The sequence below is a fragment of the Buchananella sp. 14KM1171 genome (genome assembly GCF_041380365.1).
GTDB lineage: Bacteria > Actinomycetota > Actinomycetes > Actinomycetales > Actinomycetaceae > Buchananella > Buchananella felis.
Genome location: NZ_CP159981.1, coordinates 884,858 through 903,528, shown reverse-complemented (window position 1 = coordinate 903,528; position 18,671 = coordinate 884,858). Strand labels below are relative to the sequence as shown.

At 69.6% G+C, this 18,671-nt stretch carries 12 protein-coding genes and 3 tRNA genes; 13 read left to right on the top strand and 2 right to left on the bottom strand.

The features are described 5' to 3' along the window. Positions 1–10: 10 nt before the first annotated feature. The 4 genes from ABYF38_RS03645 (at position 11) to ABYF38_RS03630 (ending at position 5,713) form a co-directional block, all read left to right on the top strand. Positions 11–1,555 carry an NADH-quinone oxidoreductase subunit M gene (locus ABYF38_RS03645; RefSeq protein WP_371152785.1) on the top strand — a complete coding sequence of 515 codons (1,545 nt, stop codon included), beginning with the start codon at positions 11–13 and terminating at the stop codon, positions 1,553–1,555. Then, positions 1,552–3,129, top strand: a complete 1,578-nt coding sequence (nuoN, locus tag ABYF38_RS03640) for an NADH-quinone oxidoreductase subunit NuoN (protein WP_371152784.1) — start codon at positions 1,552–1,554, stop codon at positions 3,127–3,129. The genes ABYF38_RS03645 and nuoN overlap by 4 nt, the downstream gene beginning before the upstream one ends. After that, positions 3,126–4,115, top strand: coding sequence for a polyprenyl synthetase family protein (locus tag ABYF38_RS03635; protein ID WP_371152783.1), 990 nt, complete (start codon positions 3,126–3,128; stop codon positions 4,113–4,115). Before nuoN ends, ABYF38_RS03635 begins: the two co-directional genes overlap by 4 nt. A 203-nt stretch (positions 4,116–4,318) precedes the next feature. Further along, positions 4,319–5,713 carry an FAD-dependent oxidoreductase gene (locus ABYF38_RS03630; protein ID WP_371152782.1) on the top strand — a complete coding sequence of 465 codons (1,395 nt, stop codon included), beginning with the start codon at positions 4,319–4,321 and terminating at the stop codon, positions 5,711–5,713. 210 nt (positions 5,714–5,923) lie between these two features. Here the strand turns inward: ABYF38_RS03630 and ABYF38_RS03625 are convergent, their stop codons facing one another. Continuing rightward, positions 5,924–6,421, bottom strand: coding sequence for a YajQ family cyclic di-GMP-binding protein (locus ABYF38_RS03625; protein WP_371152781.1), 498 nt, complete (start codon positions 6,419–6,421; stop codon positions 5,924–5,926). Between the two features lie 166 nt (positions 6,422–6,587). On the opposite strand from ABYF38_RS03625, the gene ABYF38_RS03620 reads away from it, so the two are divergent. From ABYF38_RS03620 to ABYF38_RS03585, 8 genes are all read left to right on the top strand, one after another. Continuing rightward, a tRNA-Tyr gene (locus tag ABYF38_RS03620) sits at positions 6,588–6,671 on the top strand. 126 nt (positions 6,672–6,797) lie between these two features. After that, a tRNA-Thr gene (locus ABYF38_RS03615) sits at positions 6,798–6,870 on the top strand. A gap of 40 nt (positions 6,871–6,910) precedes the next feature. Further along, a tRNA-Met gene (locus tag ABYF38_RS03610) sits at positions 6,911–6,984 on the top strand. A gap of 56 nt (positions 6,985–7,040) precedes the next feature. Further along, a complete protein-coding gene (rpmG, locus tag ABYF38_RS03605) occupies positions 7,041–7,211 on the top strand; it encodes a 50S ribosomal protein L33 (RefSeq protein ID WP_371152780.1) in 171 nt (56 codons plus the stop codon). Positions 7,212–8,521: 1,310 nt separating this feature from the next. Further along, positions 8,522–13,120, top strand: coding sequence for a DUF5979 domain-containing protein (locus ABYF38_RS03600; RefSeq protein WP_371152779.1), 4,599 nt, complete (start codon positions 8,522–8,524; stop codon positions 13,118–13,120). A 161-nt stretch (positions 13,121–13,281) separates the two neighbouring features. Continuing rightward, positions 13,282–14,256: a MaoC/PaaZ C-terminal domain-containing protein gene (locus ABYF38_RS03595; protein ID WP_371152778.1), complete on the top strand. Its 975-nt coding sequence runs from the start codon at positions 13,282–13,284 to the stop codon at positions 14,254–14,256. An 84-nt stretch (positions 14,257–14,340) separates the two neighbouring features. After that, positions 14,341–15,627 carry an MFS transporter gene (locus ABYF38_RS03590; protein ID WP_371152777.1) on the top strand — a complete coding sequence of 429 codons (1,287 nt, stop codon included), beginning with the start codon at positions 14,341–14,343 and terminating at the stop codon, positions 15,625–15,627. 122 nt (positions 15,628–15,749) lie between these two features. Continuing rightward, positions 15,750–16,901 carry a UDP-N-acetylmuramate dehydrogenase gene (locus ABYF38_RS03585; protein ID WP_371152776.1) on the top strand — a complete coding sequence of 384 codons (1,152 nt, stop codon included), beginning with the start codon at positions 15,750–15,752 and terminating at the stop codon, positions 16,899–16,901. A gap of 140 nt (positions 16,902–17,041) precedes the next feature. Here the strand turns inward: ABYF38_RS03585 and ABYF38_RS03580 are convergent, their stop codons facing one another. Beyond that, positions 17,042–18,073, bottom strand: coding sequence for an adenosine deaminase (locus tag ABYF38_RS03580; RefSeq protein WP_371152775.1), 1,032 nt, complete (start codon positions 18,071–18,073; stop codon positions 17,042–17,044). Between the two features lie 224 nt (positions 18,074–18,297). On the opposite strand from ABYF38_RS03580, the gene ABYF38_RS03575 reads away from it, so the two are divergent. Continuing rightward, positions 18,298–18,597, top strand: coding sequence for a 50S ribosomal protein L25 (locus ABYF38_RS03575; protein WP_371152774.1), 300 nt, complete (start codon positions 18,298–18,300; stop codon positions 18,595–18,597). Positions 18,598–18,671: the final 74 nt, after the last annotated feature.

Genomic DNA, 18,671 nt, shown 5'->3' with positions numbered 1-18,671 from the left:
GGAAAAGAACATGGAATCTACTTGGCCTCTTCTCTCCCTGATGGTGGCGCTGCCGCTGGTCGGCGCGCTGCTCCTGTGGCTGGTGCGCCCCCTGGCGCGCTGCGGCCGCTCCATCGGCATGGCGTTCGCCCTGGCCACGCTTGGCCTGGCGGCCTACGCCGTGGCGATGTACGACGTTGCCGCCTTCGCCCCGGTTCAGTTGGCGGAGACCTACGCCTGGATCCCCCAGATCGGGGTGTCCTGGGCGCTGGGCGTGAACGGCCTGGGCCTGGCGATGGTGGTCCTGGCCGCCGTGCTGGTCCCGGTGGTCATGCTGGCCGCCTGGAACGACTTCGCGGGCGATGACGAGCAGGCGGCGCGCAGGCGCACCGGCTTCGTGGCCCTCACCCTGGCGCTGGAGTCCTTCATCGTCTTGATCTTCACCGCGCAGGACGTCTTCCTGTTCTACCTGGCCTTCGAGGCCATGCTGGTGCCCGGCTACTTCCTGGTCGGTAACTACGGCGGCCCGCGCCGGCGTTACGCGGCTTTGAAGTTCCTGCTGGTGAGCCTGTTCGGTGGACTGGTCATGCTGGGCGGTGTGGTCGCCCTGGGCGTGATGGGCCCGGGCGGCGAGCACGCCTTCCTGCTCTCCACGCTGACCGCGGCGCCCGTGACGGGCACGGCCGCGCGCTGGATCTTCCTGACCTTCTTCCTGGCCTTTGCGATCAAGGCGCCGATGGTGCCCGTGCACACCTGGCTGCCGGACACCGCAGAGCAGGCCCACCCCGGCGTCTCCGCGATCCTGGTGGGCATCCTGGACAAGATCGGCACCTACGGCATGATCGTGCTGTGCCTGCCGCTGTTCCCGGAGGCCTCCCGCTGGGCCGCTCCGGTCATCATCGTGCTGGCGCTGGTCTCGGTGATCTACGGAGCCATCATGGCGATCGGCCAGAAGGACCTGATGCGCTTGGTCTCCTACACCTCGATCAGCCACTTCGGCTTCATCGTGCTGGGCATCTACGTGGGCAACACGGCGGCCCTGACCGGCGCCATGCTCTACATGGTGGCCCACGGCCTGTCCATCGCCATCATGTTCCTGCTCACCGGCTTCCTCACGCGCCGCGCGGGCACGCAGAAGATCGAGGACTACCGTGGCATGCAGCGCGTCACCCCGGTACTGGCCGGCCTGTGGCTGTTCGGCGGCCTGGCCTCCATCGCCCTGCCCGGCCTGTCCGGCTTCGTGCCGGAGTACCTGGTGCTCATGGGTACCCTGTCCACCCAGCTGTGGGCCGGCGTGGTGGCCATGGGCGGCGTGGTGCTTAGTGCCCTCTACATCCTGTGGCCCTACCAGAAGGTCTTCACCGGCCCGAAGGAGGAGGCCAAGGTGGGCACCAAGCTGAGCGACCTGCGCGGCATCGAGATCGCCGCGATCGCCCCGCTGGTAGCGCTCATCGCCTGGGTGGGCGTGCAGCCTAACCACACCATCCGTTACCTGGAGCCCGTCACCGAGCATGTGTCCGTGCACCTGACCGACGACTCCGTCGCAGTTAATGCGCAGGAAGGAACCAACCAGTGAACGCATTTGTAGCCCCTGAGATCCAGTGGGCCGCGCTCAGCCCGCTGCTGATCGTGCTGCTGGCAGGCGTGGTGGGCGTGCTGGTGGAGGCCTTCGTTGGGCCGCGCCTGCGCCGCCCCGTCCAGCTGGTGCTCTCGATCGGCGCCGTGCTGGGCTCCCTGGTGGCGATCGCCCTGCGCTGGCTCGACGTGGCCCCCGGCACCGACCGGATCATGCCGCAGGAGCTGGTGGGCGGTGCCTTCATTGAGGACCCGGCCGGCCTGGCCGCGCAGGCCATCATCGCGCTGTGCGGTTTCGTGGCCCTCCTGGTGATCGCCGACCGCACCGCCGCTGGGGACGGCGCATTCGTGGCCCACGCGGCCGACCGCCCGGGCAGCGCCCAGGAGACCGCCTCCCAGCGCGCCGGCCTGGTGCAGACCGAGCTGTTCCCGCTGGTGCTGTTCGCGCTGGGCGGCATGATGGCCTTCCCGGTGGCCGGCACGTTCGTGACGCTGTTCGTGGCCCTGGAGGTGCTCTCCCTGCCGCTGTACGTGCTCACCGCGATGGCGCGCCGGCGCCGCCTGCTCAGCCAGGAGGCCGCGCTGAAGTACTTCCTGCTGGGTGCCTTCGCCTCCGCGTTCACCCTGATGGGTATCGCCTTCCTGTACGGCTACGCCGGCTCCCTGCGCCTGTCCGCCTTCACGGTGGCGCCCTACCCGGGCAACGGCCCGGACGAGCTGCTGCTGGGCGGCATCGTGCTGGTCACGGTGGGCCTGCTGTTCAAGATCGGCGCGGCCCCGTTCCACTCCTGGACCCCGGACGTCTACCAGGGCGCCCCCACCCCGATCACCGGCTTCATGGCGGCCGGCACCAAGGCCGCCGCCACGTTCGCGCTGGTGCGTTTCTTCTACGTGGTGGGCATCTCTCGCGGCTGGGACCTCACCCCGCTGATCTGGATCGTCGCCATCACCACCATGGTGGTCGGCACCGTCATGGGTGTGGTACAGAGCGACGTCAAGCGCATGCTGGCCTACTCCTCCGTGGCGCACGCCGGTTTCATCCTGATCGCCGTGTTCTCCATGCAGCAGCAGGGAATCGCGGCCTCCCTGTTCTACCTCCTGGCCTACGGCCTGGCCTCGGTGGGCGCCTTCGCGGTGATCTACCTGGTGCGCGAGGTGGACGCGGACGGTAACGTGCTGGGCGAGGCCACCAACATGAACCAGTGGGCGGGCCTGGGCCAGCGCCACCCGGTGCTGGCGGCCCTGATGAGCCTGTTCCTGCTCTCCTTCGCGGGCATCCCGCTCACGGCGGGCTTCCTGGGCAAGTACCTGGCCTTCTCCGCCGGTATCGCCGGCGGCGCCACCGGCCTGGTGGTCGTGGCCATCCTGTGCTCGGCCGCCACCGCCTACTTCTACGTCCGCCTGATCCTGCTCATGTACTTCACGCCCGCCCAGAGCGAGCGCGTGGTGGGCGTGAAGGTGGAGGGACCGGCCCTGGTGGCCCTCGCGTTGACCGCCGCCGCGACCGTGATTTTGGGTGTTTACCCGGCTCCGGTTATCGCTTGGCTGGAAAATGCGGCATTCTTGCTCCCATGACAGTAACCAGCCCGTTCAGTGACGACCTCCTTGCTGACCTCAAGGAGGTGGAGGATCGTCTAACGGAGCTGGTCAAGGACGCGGATCCGGTCATCAGCGAGGTGACCGGGCACCTGCGCGCGGCAGGTGGCAAGCGCATGCGCCCCGCGTTGACCCTACTCACGGCGCGGCTGGGCAGCTTTGCTGACCCGGCGCGCCGTGAGCTGGTCATGGACGCGGCCCTGTCCGTCGAGCTGACCCACCTTGCCACGCTCTACCACGATGACGTCATGGACGCCGCCCCCGTGCGGCGCGGCGCCCCGACCGTGCACCGCCTGTGGGGTAACTCGGTGGCGATCCTGGCCGGGGACGTGCTGTTCGCGCGTGCCTCGCGGCTGACTGCCCAGCTCGGGCCGGCCGCAGTAATGCTTCACGCAGAAACCTTCGAGCGGCTGTGCCGGGGCCAGCTCAACGAGACGATCGGGCCGCGCGGCGACGCCGACCCGGTGGCGTTCTACCTCCAGGTGCTGGCGGACAAGACCGGCTCCCTGGTGGCCCTGGCCGCCCGCTTCGGCGCGGAGGAGGCCGGCGCCCCCGAATACGGCCCGGCCCTGGCCGAGTACGGCGACAAGGTGGGCGTGGCCTTCCAGCTGGCCGACGACGTGATCGACCTGTCCGACGCCGACACCGGCAAGGTGGCCGGTACCGACCTGCGCGAGGGCGTGGACACCATGCCCGTCCTGCTGCTGCGCGCCGCCCAGCGCGCCGGCACCCTGGACGCCGACGGGCAAAAGATCCTGGCCGCCCTGGAGGGCGATTTGCACGACGACGCCCACCTGGCCGGCGTGGTCAAGGCCCTGCGTGAGCACGACGTCACCGCCCGCACCGCCGCGATGGCGCGCCAGTGGGCCGACGAGGCCGTCGCCGAGCTCGCCGCCCTGCCGGCCGGCGAGGTGGTGGACTCGCTGCGCGAGTTTGCCCGCTACTCGGTGGAGCGCACGGCCTAGGAGCGGCCGGGGCGGCAGCGTCGGCCACCCGAACCCACGCGGGTGGGCAGTGCGGCGCGCTGCGGCCGATGGTGGCGGCGTGGCGCCCTCAAACCGCGCGCCGACTAAAGCACTGTGTGGCGCAACGTCACGTCTACGGCCCCTAAGGGGCCCGGTTAGGCCCGGCTAAGATGCCAGGCAGGAAAACCCAGCAAAGGACCCCAATGAGCGTATTGAACGTGGCCGTGGTGGGCGCAGGCCCCGCCGGAATCTACGCGGCGGACATCCTGTCCAAGTCCGGGCGCGAGGTGAAGATCGACATCTTCGAGCGCCTGCCCGCCCCCTACGGCCTGGTGCGCTACGGCGTGGCCCCCGACCACCCGCGCATCAAGCAGATCATCAACGCCCTCTACGGCATCATCGCCAAGGGAGAGGTGCACCTGGTCGGCAACGTCGAGGTCGGCAAGGACGTCACCATCGAGCAACTGCGCGAGCACTACGACGCCGTCATCATCGCCACCGGCTCCGACCTCGACGCGCCCCTCAACATCCCCGGCGTGGACCTGGAGGGCTGCCACGGCGCCGCCGACTTCGTGGCCTGGTACGACGGCCACCCCGACTACCCGCGCGAGTGGAGCATCGAGGGCGAGCACGTCGCCGTGCTGGGCGTGGGCAACGTGGGACTGGACGTGGCGCGCATCCTGGCCAAGGACGTCGAGGACCTGATGGTCACCGAGATCCCCGCCAACGTGGAGGCCGTGCTGCGCCGCAAGCAGGTCACCGACGTGCACGTCTTTGGCCGGCGCGGCCCCGCCCAGGTGAAGTTCACCCCGCTCGAGCTGCGCGAACTGGGCCACGTGCCCGGCGTGGACGTGGTGGTGCGCGAGGAGGACATGGAGTTCGACGAGGGCTCCCAGGCCGCCATCGCCGCCTCCAAGCAGACCAAGATGGTCGTCAAGACCCTCACCGACTACGCCATGGTGGAGGACGAGGAGCGCACCGCCCCGCGCCGCATCCACATCCACCTCTTCGAGTCCCCCGTCGAGGTGCTGGGGCAGGACGGACGCGTGGTGGGCCTGCGCACCGAGCGCACCCGCCTGACCGGCGACGGCAACGTGGAGGGCACCGGCGAGATGACCGACTGGCCCGTCTCCCAGGTCTACCGCGCCATCGGCTACTTCTCCTCGCCCGTGGCGGGCGTTCCCTACGACCCCAAGCGCGGCTTGGTGCCCAACGCGGGCGGCCGCGTGCTCACCGGCCCCGAGGAGGGCGCGCAGACCGTGCCCGGGCTGTACGCCACCGGTTGGATCAAGCGCGGCCCCGTGGGCCTGATCGGCTCCACCAAGTCCGACGCCCAGGAGACCATCGCCAACCTGCTGGCCGACGTCGACGCCGGCGTGGTGGCCGGGGACGGCGCGGAGCGGCACGGCGCGGCCACGCTGCTGCCCTGGCTGGAGGAGAAGGGCGTGGAGTACACCACCTCCGACGGCTGGATCACCCTCGACGACTACGAGCGCAAGCTGGGTCAGGCCGCCGGGCGCGAGCGCGTCAAGGTGGTCTCCCGCGAGGCCATGACCGCGATCTCTCGCGGCCAGGACTGGGACGGCCCCCTGCTGTAACCCGGCGCGAAACTGATGGGCCCGCAACCATGTCGGTTGCGGGCCCATCAGTTTGAGTCGGGCGCCTGCGGTCAGTTGCCGGGCGGGCGTCCCGGAAGGTGGGGTGGGTGGGGCGTCGTCCCTCGCGGCCAACCGCCGGGCGGGCGGTGGGGGAGTGTGGCGGGAGGGACGTCGGCCACCCAGAGGTCACCTAGGGGGCGCCTAGCGCGCTCAGCGGTAGTTCACGAACTGCAGCGCGGCGTCGAAATCGCGAGACTTCAGCAGCGCGATCACGGCCTGCAGGTCATCGCGGGACTTGGAAGACACGCGCACCTCGTCGCCCTGGATCAACGCCTTGACGCCCTTGGGGCCCTCGTCGCGGATCGTCTTCGTGATCTTCTTGGCCACCTCCTGCGTCAAGCCCTCCCGGATCGCGCCGGCCAGGCGATACTCCTTGCCGGAAGCCTTCGGCTCGCCGTCACCCAGGTCCAGGGCCTTCAGGGAAACGCCCCGGCGGAACAGCTTGGTCTCCAGCACGTCCACGATCGCCTTCACACGCTCGGCGGAGTTCGCGACCATCGTCACAGTGTCGCCCGCCAGCGTGATCGACGCGCCCACGCCCTTGAAGTCGTAGCGGGTAGAGATCTCCTTCGCGGTCTGATTCACCGCGTTGTCCACCTCCTGGCGGTCAACCTTGGAGACGATGTCGAAAGAGGAATCGGCGGCCATGAGGGCTCCTTCTCGGTAGAGTGATCCAGTTCCAGTCCGGGCACCATTGTGGCCTGAAAACGGGAAAATTGCGCGGAAAACAGGGCTCGGCGCGGCGCGGGTGAGGCGGCTCACGGCATCTCCGGTTGGCAAAAGCGCCCCGGCTTCTGTAAAGTCATCCGCGCCTGGCAGGTTACCCGAGTGGCCAAAGGGAACTGACTGTAAATCAGTCGCGCAAGCTTCGGGGGTTCGAATCCCTCACCTGCCACCAAGCTCCGGTTCGCCGGAGTTGACGAGCGCAAGTTCGTCGCCCAGAACGCAAGTTCAGAGTATGGCGGGAACCACACAGTTCCGATTTGGCAAATGCCAAAGAAGTCCGGTAAGGTTTCTGCTCGCCGCCCCGATAGCTCAGTCGGCAGAGCGTCTCCATGGTAAGGAGAAGGTCAAGGGTTCGATTCCCTTTCGGGGCTCTGAGTTTGCCCCCAGCGCGCTGGGGGAAGAACTCAACGTGGCGGGGTAGCTCAGCTGGTCAGAGCGCACGACTCATAATCGTGAGGTCGCGGGTTCAAGCCCCGCCCTCGCTACTACTGAAGTAGACAACAGTGGCCATACGGCCGGATTTTGAAAGAAGTGAGGAATCGTGGCTTCGAAGTCCGCGGATGTGCGCCCCAAGATCACGCTGGCTTGCAGCGGCTGCAAGGAGCGCAACTACATCACCAAGAAGAACCGCCGCAACACGCCGGATCGTCTTGAGATCAACAAGTACTGCCCGCGTTGCAACGCTAAGACCGCGCACCGCGAGACCCGCTAAGGCATAGGGCAAGAGCGGAAGAAGGGGCGCCCGGGAGGAAATCCTCCCGGGCGCCCCTTCCGTCATGCCCGCAGGGTGCGGTTTGGGTGGTGCGGGGCGGTGGGGCGTCGGTTCGGCACCGCGCGGCGTGGCGGGGTTCGGGGTGTGCCTGCGGGTTGCGGTTCGGGACGGCCCAGCGCGGTGCGGTTGGGGTGGCTTGGTCAGCTGCGCAACCTCTCGGGCCTTTGTGCGACCAGTTGAGGCTTTCTTGTACCTCCTGAGCCGTTGTTGCAGCAGTTGGTGCGCTAGGGCAGGCCGTAACGGCGCAAAAGGTCGCATAAAGGCGCAAACGCTGCAACAAAGGCCCGACGAGTCGGCTAAAGGCTCAATCGTTTGCGCAAGCGGGGGAGTGCGGGGAGCTCGGCGGCGTACTGGCAGTGCCCCGCCCTGGGTGCCGCGGCGGAGCGCGGCGCCCAGGGTGCTGTGCAGCGGGTATTGCGCAACCGGTTGAGGGGTTATCCGACCTTTTGAGCTTTTGGTGCAGCTCTTGCGGGCTTAGTACACCGATTGAGGGGTTACCCGCTCGGGTAGGCCCTCGAGAGGTTCACTAAGCCCACGACCGGTGGATCAACCCCACGAGAGGTGCACTAAGCCCTCAGTCGTTTGCGCAAGCGGGGAGTGCGGGGAGCGTAGTGCCGGGCGGTTGCCGGTTTCCGCAGCGGTGGCTACGCAGGCGGCTGGGGGCCGGGGGCGGGGTCGGTGGCGCGTTGACCGTTCGCACGAGTGCGGCGCGGGGTGGACCCGCCGGTCTCCGGGGGCCGGGGGCGCCTCGTGGCGGCGCGGCCCCGGCGCCAGGCGGCTGTGCAGGTCTCCCAGTCGCGGCGCCCGGAGGCGAGGAGGGCGGGCCCGCACCCTTCCGATGTGGCGCGCATAACATTTGCAATAGTCTCGATGTATCGCCGGTTGCGGGTTAGCATTTCGCTTGGTTGCGGCGCGATGTGGCGCCGCCGCCATATCGAGAACTGAAGCGTGAGAAACGTCACTATTGATCCCGTGGGGGCTCCTGGTGGCACCGGTTTTGTGCTTTGTCCACAGGTTGATGGTGTGGGCTTGACAAATCGCCACGTGTTCTCAACGTTCCTCGTGGCGATGTATCGAAAAAGTATGTCGGTGGCGGCAGGGGCGCCGAAAATGGTCTTCAGGGCCCAGCGCCCCTAGAGTCCGCGCGCCCGCCTCCAAGCCCTTTAGGGCCGTTGTTTAGCCCCGTATAGTCCTTTCGGTTCGGCCGGGAAGTCACCGTGCTCCCCGGCGTGTTGTTCGAAAGGCAAGCAATGAGCGAAAGATCAGGGGCGTCGTTGATGCAGCGCACCTCGACTCGTGTTCTGGCTCTGCTGGCAGCTATCGCTGTCGTAGCGGTCGGAGTGATCTGGGGCGCGGCGCCGGCAAGCGCCGCCGTGAACCCCAACATTTCTTTCTCTAACATCAGGATCCAGAAGCTGGATGCGAGTGGCGAGCCCGTTCTTCCCACTGACACCACGCAGCTGACGGTGCAGGACACCGCGCGGTTGTCGTTCAGCTGGGCGCTGGCGAAGGGCAGCCCCCTGGCGGAGGGAGACTCCTTCTCTGTCACCCTGCCCCCGCAGCTGAAGGCGGCGATCACCAGCGCCGGCGGTCTGGGGACCGTCCCGCTCCAGGTGGACCACCAGCCCAAGGACGGCACGCCTGACACCACGATCGCTTCGTGCCTTGTCACCGAGTTCAAGGTCGAGTGCACCTTCAACGCCAAGGCGCAGGAGCTCGTGACCGGTGGCTGGGACAACATCACCGGTAACGCCACCGTGAAGCTCTCTGCTGCGGAGGCCACCACCAGCGACACCCTGCCCTTTGAGTTCTCCGGCACCCCCGGCGTGGTCCAGGCGGACCTGCCCGGCGTGGGCGGTATCAAGGCCAAGATCCTCAACCCGTTCACCTTTACCCCGTCGCAGTTCGCCAAGGGTTCCACCGGTATTGGCTCGGGCAGTACGACCGTGGACTACAACGTGCCGCTGGGCTTCGGTGCTCACGGCAAGAGCCTGGGGCAGCACCTGAAGAACGCCAACGACACGCGAGTCTTTGACGGCGTGCAGGTTCACACCGTTACCTTCACCGACACGCTCGGTTCGGGTCAGCGCTTCTTCGGTCCGGCGAACTGGCGGCTGAACCTGGAGGCCACCCGCGCGGATGGCCCGCGTAAGGCCGTGCTGGACACCGGCGCTCCCGGCGCAACCGTTAACCCGGACTTCGGCACCTTCGAGATCAAGGTGGAGGCGGACCAGGCCACCGCCGATGGTCAGATGGCCAGCATCTCGATCACGGGCCCGTTCAGCGCTGACGCCAACTACAGCCTCACGTACTCTGCGTGTGCGCTGGAGGCCCCCACGTGTGACGTGCCGGACCGCAAGACGCTGCCCAAGCTGAAGCCCGGCTTCAACTACGACAACAACATCGTCGCCGACGGCACGCAGGGCACTGCTAACCTGACCCGTTCCTTCACGGCCGCGTTCACCTCTGACGTGACGATGTCGCTGAACTACGGCACTTTCTCCATCACGAAGTTCGTGGCCGGCCCGGGTTCGGCGCTGGTGCAGGAAGGCGCGCCGTTCACCGTGAACGCCACCTACACCCTGCCCGCGCCTGCGGACACCACCTACCCGAACTGGACTGCGCCGGGCACCCTCAACGCTGACCAGCTCACCGGCACCCTGACGATGGAGGCCCAGGTGGCCAAGAAGGTCACCTTCTACGGTCCCTCCGCTCCGGTCACCTTCCCCGCCGGTACCCGGATCGTGCTGAGCGAGCAGGTCAACCCGGCCGCCGCGCCGGACGGCTACCGCTGGGACGGCTTTGGCTTCGAGGTTGGTGGTAAGCGCACCAACGAGCTGACGATCGTCAGCGAGGCGATCGTGCCGGTGAAGCTGACCAACCGCCTTGCCTCCCTGCCGAAGTTCCCGATCGCGGTGAAGAAGGCACTGGTGGGAACGCCGGCTGAGGCGCAGAACCACGACTTCACCTTCGACTACCGCTGCAGCGACGGCCAGACCGGCTCCCTGACCGCGAACGGCAACGGCACCCCGGCGGAGTCCACCGCGCGGTTCCTGCCGGGCACCACTTGCACGGTGACGGAGAACGCTGCTGACGCGATCTTTGCCGGCTACACCCTCACCCCGCCGGCCCCGGCCCAGGTGGAGGTTGTGGCAGGCGACCCGGTTCCGGTTGTCATGACCAACACCTACGTACAGGACATGGGCACCTTCAAGGTGAAGAAGACCGCCACCGGCCTGCCGCAGGGCGTGGCCGAGGCCAAGGACTTCGTGTTCGACTACGACTGTGGCGGCACCACCGGTTCCGTGACTGTGAAGGGTGACGGCGTGGCCGTGGCGGTGAACCGCGAGTTCCCGTCCCTGTCCTCCTGCACCGTGACTGAGAACGCGGCCTCCGCTGCCGTGCCCGGTTACTCCCTGGTTGCCCCGCCGGCCCAGACGGTGGAGATCGTGGCTGACACCGAGATGGAGGCCGTTTTCACCAACGCCTACTCTCGTGACGCCGGTTCCTTCGAGGTGAGCAAGGCCGTTGCCGGTGACGGCGCGGACCTGGCTGCCGGCAAGCAGTTCAACTTCGCCTATACCTGCACCGACGCCGCTGGCGCGCAGACGCAGGGCAACTTCACGCTGGCCGCCGGCGCCACCCACGTGGTGAACGACGTTGCCGCCGGCCGCTGCTCGCTGACCGAGACGGGCGGCGACGTGGCGAACACGGACCTGGCCACCTCCTTCGACGTGGGTGGGACCAAGACCGACGCCGCGACCGTAGAGTTCGCTGTCGCCAAGGGCGCCAAGACCACCGTGGCCGCGACGAACACCTACACGGCCCACGTGGGCACCTTCTCCGTGGCCAAGACGGTCACCGGCGTGGAGCCCGCTGACAAGGACTTCACCTTCGACTACGTGTGTGGCGCCGAGCGTGGCACCATCACCACCAAGGGCAACGGCGTCGCCGTGGCTGCGGGCAAGAACTTCCGCGTCGGCACCAGCTGCCGCGTGACGGAGAACGCCCAGGGCGCCATCATCGGCGGCTACAACCTGAGCGTCCCGGCCCCGCAGACCGTGACGATCGCGAAGGACACCACGGTCGCGGTTTCCTTCACGAACGCCTACAGCCGCAAGGTCGGCACCTTCTCCGTGGTCAAGAACGTCGCGGGTGCCCCGGCGTCGGCCGCCACGAAGGACTTCACCTTCAACTACACCTGTGGCGCCGAGACCGGCACCGTGGTCGCTAAGGGTGACGGCGTGGCCGTGGCCGTGGGCAAGAACTTCCCGGTGGGCACCTCCTGCACCATCGGCGAGGACGCTACGACTGCCAACATCGCCGGCTACACCCTGACCGCCCCGGAGGCGCAGACCATTCAGATCGCGGAGGGTGCCACCGGCACGGAGGTCACCTTCGTCAACACCTACTCGCGCGACATGGGTGGCTTCACCCTCACCAAGCGCGTGGCTGGTACCGGCGCGGACATGGTGGCCGGCAAGGAGTTTGCCTTCACCTACGCCTGCCGTGGCCTGGACGGCACCGAGATTCAGCGCGACGTCACCGTCACGGCCGGCACCCCGCTGGTTGTCACCGACGTCCCCGTGGGTGCTTGCGCCATTGCCGAGGCGGACGCCGGCATTGCCAACGCCGACCTGGTGGTTTCCTCCACCGTGGATGGCACCGCCGTCACCACCGAGTTCATCGGGGTTCCGGTCCTGAAGGGCCAGAACGCGGCGGTGGAGGTCACCAACACCTACACCAAGCACCTGGGCACCTTCTCCGTGGTCAAGAACGTCACGGGTGCCCCGGCGTCGGCCGCCACGAAGGACTTCACCTTCAACTACACCTGTGGCGCCGAGACTGGCACCGTGGTCGCTAAGGGTGACGGCGTGGCCGTGCCCGTGGGCAAGAACTTCCCGGTGGGCACCTCCTGCACCGTCACTGAGGACTCGGACAAGGCCGCAATCGTCGGCTACACCCTGACCGCCCCGGAGGCGCAGACCATCGAGGTCGCCAAGGACGCCAACACCGAGGTTACTTTCGCTAACGCCTACTCCCGCGACCTGGGCGGCTTCACCGTCTCGAAGGCCGTGGCGGGCACCGGCGCTGACCTGGCCAAGGACAAGTCCTTCAACTTCTCCTACGTGTGCACCGGCATTGACGGCACCGAGGAGAAGGCTGACTTCGCCCTGACCCCGGGCTCCATGATGCGCGTGACCGACGTGCCGGTGGGCAAGTGCACGCTGACCGAGGCGGACGCGGCCATCGCAAACACGGACCTGGCCACCGCCTTCTCCGTGGACGGCACCGCCACCGACGGCAACAAGGTGGAGTTCGACGTCGCCAAGGGCGCCAAGCTCGAGGTGACGGCCACCAACACCTACACCGCCCACATGTCCACCTTCTCCGTGGCCAAGACCGTCGCCGGCGCGCCGGCGGACGCGGCGGGCAAGGAGTTCAAGTTCAACTGGACCTGTGGCACCGAGTCCGGCACCGTGGTCGCTAAGGGCGACGGCGTGGCCGTGCCCGTGGGCAAGGACTTCCGCGTGGGCACCTCCTGCACGGTGAGCGAGGACACGGCCTCCGCGCAGATCGCGGGCTTCAACCTGGCCAAGCCGGCCGACCAGAGCGTCGTCCTGCCCGCCAAGGGCGAGGTCGCTGCGGTCGCCTTCGAGAACACCTACACCAAGGTGATCGTGCCCACCCCGGCGCCGTCGGCGACCCCCAGCACCCCGACCCCGGGCAAGGGCAAGGGCGGCAAGCTGGCCAAGACCGGTAGCGATGCGATCGTGGTCGGTAGCGCCGCGCTGGCCCTGCTGGCCGGTGGCGCCCTGCTGATCGGCATGCGCCGCCGCAAGGGCTAGTAGTCACCCGCCCGTGAGCGGGCGGCAGTGAGCGGGGGTCGTGGCGACTGGTTAGTCGCCACGACCCCCGCCCCTTTTGGTCGGAACCGCTAAGCCGACGGGCAAGACCGTGGCGGGAAAGCCCAAAGCCCTGCCCGCGCCTGCTTGGCTAGGCTGTGGTTATGGACAATTCCTCGCTGCCCACCTACGCCCCCATCTCCTACCACGTGGGCGTGGAGCACCTGGCCTCCTTCAACACCGCCACCGCCCGCCCGTGGGGGCAGGCCGCCCCCGGCATGGGGGAGCCCGCGCCGCTGCACCCGGTGGCCGGGATGGACGACGTTCCGCCCGCCGCCCCCACGTTCGCGGCCGTCGTGGCCCAGCGGGCCGCCGCCGTGCTGATCGCGGACCCGCAGCTGGGGATCGACTTCTCCCGCGTCCTGCACGGTAGCGAGTCCATCGAGTTGCACGAGCCGATCCGAGCCGGCGACCAGCTCACCGTGCTTCCCGGCGTCAAGCGCGTGGTGGAGCGCGGCCCGCTGCGCACGCTCGCCTCCCGCACCGAGGTGCACGGGCCGCGCGGCCTGGCGGCCGTGGTGGAGTCCACCCTGGCCGTCATGCCCCCGGCCCAGCCCGCGCCGGCCGCCGCTGCGGCGGCGCTCCAGCCCGCCGACGCCGCGCCCGCCCAGCCGGGCGGCGCCCCGGCAGAGGCCGCCCAGACCGCCCTGGAGGACGGCGCCAACCTGGCCCAGTGGAGCCTGGTCCCACCCACCCTGGAGCCGGCGGAGGTGGAGGGCGCCGACTTCGCCTACCGCGTGCGCCTGACCCTGACCGACCTGGTGCGCTACGCCGGCGCCTCGCGGGACTTCAACCCGATCCACCACAACCCCGCCGTCGCCAAGGCCGCCGGCCTGCCCGGCGTGATCGCCCACGGCATGCTCACCCTGGCCCTGGTGGCCTCCAGCCTGGAGGCCCACGCCGGCCTGGGCAAGGTGCGCCAGCTGCGCGCCAACTTCTCCGGCATGGTGGTGGTAGACCCCGTGCGCGGCGCCGAGCTGACCATCTCGGGGCAGCGCGGCGAGGACGGCAAGGTGACCCTGAGCGTCACCTGCGCCGGCCGCGACGTGCTGGCCCGCGCCAGCGCACTGCTCGCCTGAGGCCCGGGCCACCGCACGGCGTGGCGCCCAATCCCACACTCACTCAACTTGGCGCCGCCCCAGTCCGGCGCGGATGATGGAGGGGTGAGCGCTGCGCCAGACGAACCCACCCCCGCCGCCCGCCCCGAAATCACGGAGGCGGGCGGAACGTCGTCCACCCCGGCGCCGGCAATAAGTAAGGCCATGCGGCGCACCCAGTGGGTCACGTTCCTGTCCTACTTCTGGCCCGGCCTGGTGTTCTCCGCCTGGATGAGCCGCCTGCCCGCCGTGCGCGACGCCCTAGACCTGACCGCCTCCCAGCTGGGGCGCATCATGTTCGTCGCCTCCCTGGGCTCCATCGCCATGCTGCCCATCGCCGGGGCAGTCACCGCCCGCATCGGCGTGCGCCGTGCCGTCTTCCTGTTCTACCCGCTCATCGCGCTCGGCTACGCGGCCGCCGCCGGCCTCACCGTGGCCGGCACCATGGTGGCCGTGGCCAGCGCCCTGTTCGTGGTCAACATCGGCTTTGGCCTCTACGACGTCGCCGTCAACGTGCACGGCGCCAACGTGGACCGCGCCAGCGGCGAGGAGCGCATGCCCCAATTCCACGGCGGCTTCTCCCTGGGCACCGTCACCGGCGCGGGCCTGGGTGCGCTGGCCTCCGCCCTCCACGTGCCCATCCACTGGCACGTAGGCGTACTGGGCGCCCTGACCGTCCCCGCCGTGTGGATCTCGCTGCGCTGGTTCCTGCCCGACGCCCCCACCCGTGGCGCCAAGAGCACGGCCCAACGCTCCTACCCGCGCTACTCCTCCGCCCGCGCCTGGCGCGAGCGGCGCACCTGGGCCCTGGGCGTGGTGCTGCTCGGCATCGCCCTGACCGAGGGCGCCGCGGCCGACTGGCTGGCCCTGGCCAGCATCGAGGCCTTCGGCATCTCCAACGCCTGGGCAGCAGTGGGCTACGGCATCTTCGTGGTCGGCATGACCTCCGTGCGCTTCGCCGGCACCGCCCTGGTGGCGCGCGTCGGGCGCGTGTGGGCCCTGCGCCTCTCCTTCGCGCTCGCCCTGGCGGGCGTGAGCGTGTTCGTGCTCTCCCCGTGGGTGCCGCTCGCCTTCGTGGCCGCGCTGGCGTGGGGCGCGGGCAGCGCGCTCGGCTTCCCGCTGGCCCTGGCCGCCGCCGGGGACGACCCCATGAAGGCCGCCGCCACGATCTCCGCCGTCTCCACGCTCGGCTACGGCGCCTTCCTGGTGGGCCCGCCCCTCATGGGCGAGCTCGCAGAGCACATCGGCTACCGCCCCACCCTGGCCGTGCTGGCCCTGCCCGTCGCCATCGGCCTGTTCTTCAGCGGCGCCGCCAGGCCCCTGCCCGCAGCCTCCCCGCGCGGCAGCGACTAGGCCGCTTGCTGCACAGCGACCACGCCCGCGTTCCGCGCGGCGGCTAGGAGGTCTGCCCGCAGGGCGCCCCGGCGCGGGCGGCCCACCGAACTGGCCCGCACGCGCTGCGCTAGGGTGTGCGCATGAGTAACCTCGTCCCGCCCGTGCCCTGCCTGCGCGCCCCGCTCGGCGCACTGACCAACCCCCGCCTTTCCGAGCTGACCACCCTGCGCGTGGGCGGCCCGATCGGCGGATACGTCGAGGCCACCAGCGAGGCCGAACTCATCGAGACGATCAAGGCCACCGATGCCGCCGGGCAAGGCCTGCTGGTGCTGGGCGGCGGCTCCAACGTGCTGGCCAGCGACGCCGGCTTTGACGGCGTGGTGCTGCGCGACGCCCGCCAGGAGATCGAGGTCACCTCAGCCGACAGCTGCGGCGGCGTCTCCCTGCGCGTCACCGCCGGCCTGCCCTGGGACGAGCTGGTGGCCCGCGCCGTCGGCGAGGACTGGATGGGCCTAGAGGCACTCTCTGGCATCCCCGGCACCGTGGGCGCCGCCCCCGTGCAGAACGTGGGCGCCTACGGGGCGGAGGTCTCCCAGACCCTGGCCAGCGTGCGCGTCTACGACCGCGAGCGCCAGCGCACCCGCATGCTGGCGGTGGGGGAACTGGAGCTGGGCTACCGCACCTCCCTGCTGAAGACCTCCCGCCAGTCCGGCCAGTGGGGGCCCACCGGCCGATTCGTGGTGCTGGAGACGCACTGGCAGATGCGCATGGCCTCCCTGTCCGCCCCGATCCGCTACTCCGAGCTGGCCCGCGCCCTGGACGTGGAGCTGGGCGCGCGCGTGCCGAGCGTGGACGTGCGCGCCGCCGTGCTGGACCTGCGTCGAGGCAAGGGCATGGTGCTGGACGCGCGCGACCCCGACACCTACTCGGCCGGTTCCTTCTTCCTCAACCCGATCGTGGCGTCCGACGCTGCCGCCGACCTGCCCGAGGGTGCACCGCGCTTCGAGGTGCGCGATGGCGCCCTGGCCACCAACATCGGCGACCCGGGTCCGGTGGTGCCGGGCGTGGTGAAGACCTCCGCCGCCTGGCTGATCTCACAGGCCGGCTTCGAGCGCGGATTCGGGCTGGACCTGACCGGCGGGCGCGCCTCGCTGTCCACCAAGCACTCCCTGGCGATCACCAACCGGGGCGAGGCCAGCGCGGCAGACATCGAGACGGTGGCGCAGGCCGTCGTCGACGGGGTCAAGGAGCGCTTCGGCATCGAGCTGGAGGCCGAGCCGGTTCGGGTCTGAGTGCCCCCCTCCGGCCCGCCCTCGTCCCTCTCCGGGCGGTGCGGGCCGGGCGGTGCGCCCCGTGCGGTGCGGCCGGTGCGGCAACGTCGTCCATCCCGGAAAACCAAGGCAGGCGTGCACCGGCGGCAGCTTCGGCGCGCTCAGGCGGCCGCAGCGGCCTCCCAGGCGTCGATCTGCGCCAACCACAGCGACTTGGAGGACTCGCTCGCCAGGCTCGCCAGCACCGACGTGCGCGCCATCTGGGCCATCTGGGCGTTAGAGAGATCGTGGCTGTTTTGCGCCGCCTCGTACTGGGCGGTCAGGCGAGAACCGAAGATGAGCGGGTCGTCGGCCCCGAGCGCGATCATGGCGCCGGCGTCCATCAGCTTCTTCAGCGGCACGTGCCGGGTCTCCGTGAAGACCCCCAGCGAGACGTTCGAGGCCGGGCACACCTCGAAGGCGATGCCGGCGGCCACCACCTGCTCCAGCAGCGCCGGGTCCTCCGCCGTGCGCACCCCGTGCCCCAGGCGGGTGGGGCCCAGGTGGTTGACCACCTCGCGGACGTGGTCCGCCCCCAGCAGCTCCCCGCCGTGCGGCAGGGCGGCCAGGCCGGCGTCGCGCGCGATCTTGAACGCCCGCGCCCACTCAGAGGTGGTGCCCCGGCGCTCGTCGTTAGAAAGGCCAAAGCCCACCACCTCGCCCGGGCCCTGGCCGGCGTACCGCGCGGCCAGGCGGGCCAGCGTGCGCGCCTCCAACGGGTGCCGCGTCCGCGAGGCGGCCACGATCACCGCCACCTCCACACCCGTGGCCGCGCTGGCCAGCCTCGCCTCATCCAGCACGATCTCCAACGCCGGGGTGATCCCGCCCGTGAACGGCGCGTAACTGGTCGGGTCGATCTGAATCTCCAGGCGGCGCGAACCCTCCGCCGCATCATCCTCCGCGGCCTCCCGCACCAGGCGGCGCATCACCGCCTCGCTGCGCACCAGGGCGCGCGCGGCGTCGTAAGAGCGCTGGAAACGAAACCAGCCGCGCTGATCGGCGGGGACGTCGTAGACGTCGTCCGTCAACGTGGCGGGCAGGCGCACCCCCTGCTCGGCGGCGAGATCGCGCAACGTCGCCGGGCGCATCGACCCGGTGAAATGCAGGTGAAGGTGCGTCTTGGGAAGCAGGTTCAGGTCACGCACGCCGCCCATTGTTCCACGGCCGGCGCGGTGTGCCGCCCGGGCGCGGGGCGGGTGTGACCGGGGCCGCGCCGGCGGGTGTGACCGGGGCCGCGCCGGTGGGTGTGGCGGCGCGGGCCGCGGGCTCGGTAGAGTTGACCAGTACCTCGGCGAGGAAAGCGACAGCTTTCGTTATCGACGCGGTGTGGGCCAGCGGCCCGCATTGCCCGCCGCCCACACTGACAAAGGAGAGCCAAATGGCTGAGATCATCGAGGACCGTTCCCGCCTCACCGCTGAGACCCGCACCGAGTTCGGCAAGGGCGTTGCCCGCCGCCTGCGCGCCTCCGGCAAGACCCCGGCCGTCCTGTACGGCAAGGGCCAGGAGACCCTGCACCTGATCGTCCCGGCCCACGCCCTGTTCCTGGCCGTCAAGGGCAACCCGAAGGCCGAGCTGACCGTCACCCACGAGGGCACCGAGTACAAGGTGCGCGTGCAGGACATCCAGCGCGACCCGGTGACCACCATCATCGAGCACGTGGACCTGCTGGCCCTCTGAGCCCAGCTGCTCCAACGCTGAGCTGAACGCGGCCCCGCTTCCTTGCCGAAGCGGGGCCGCTTCGCGTTCCAGCG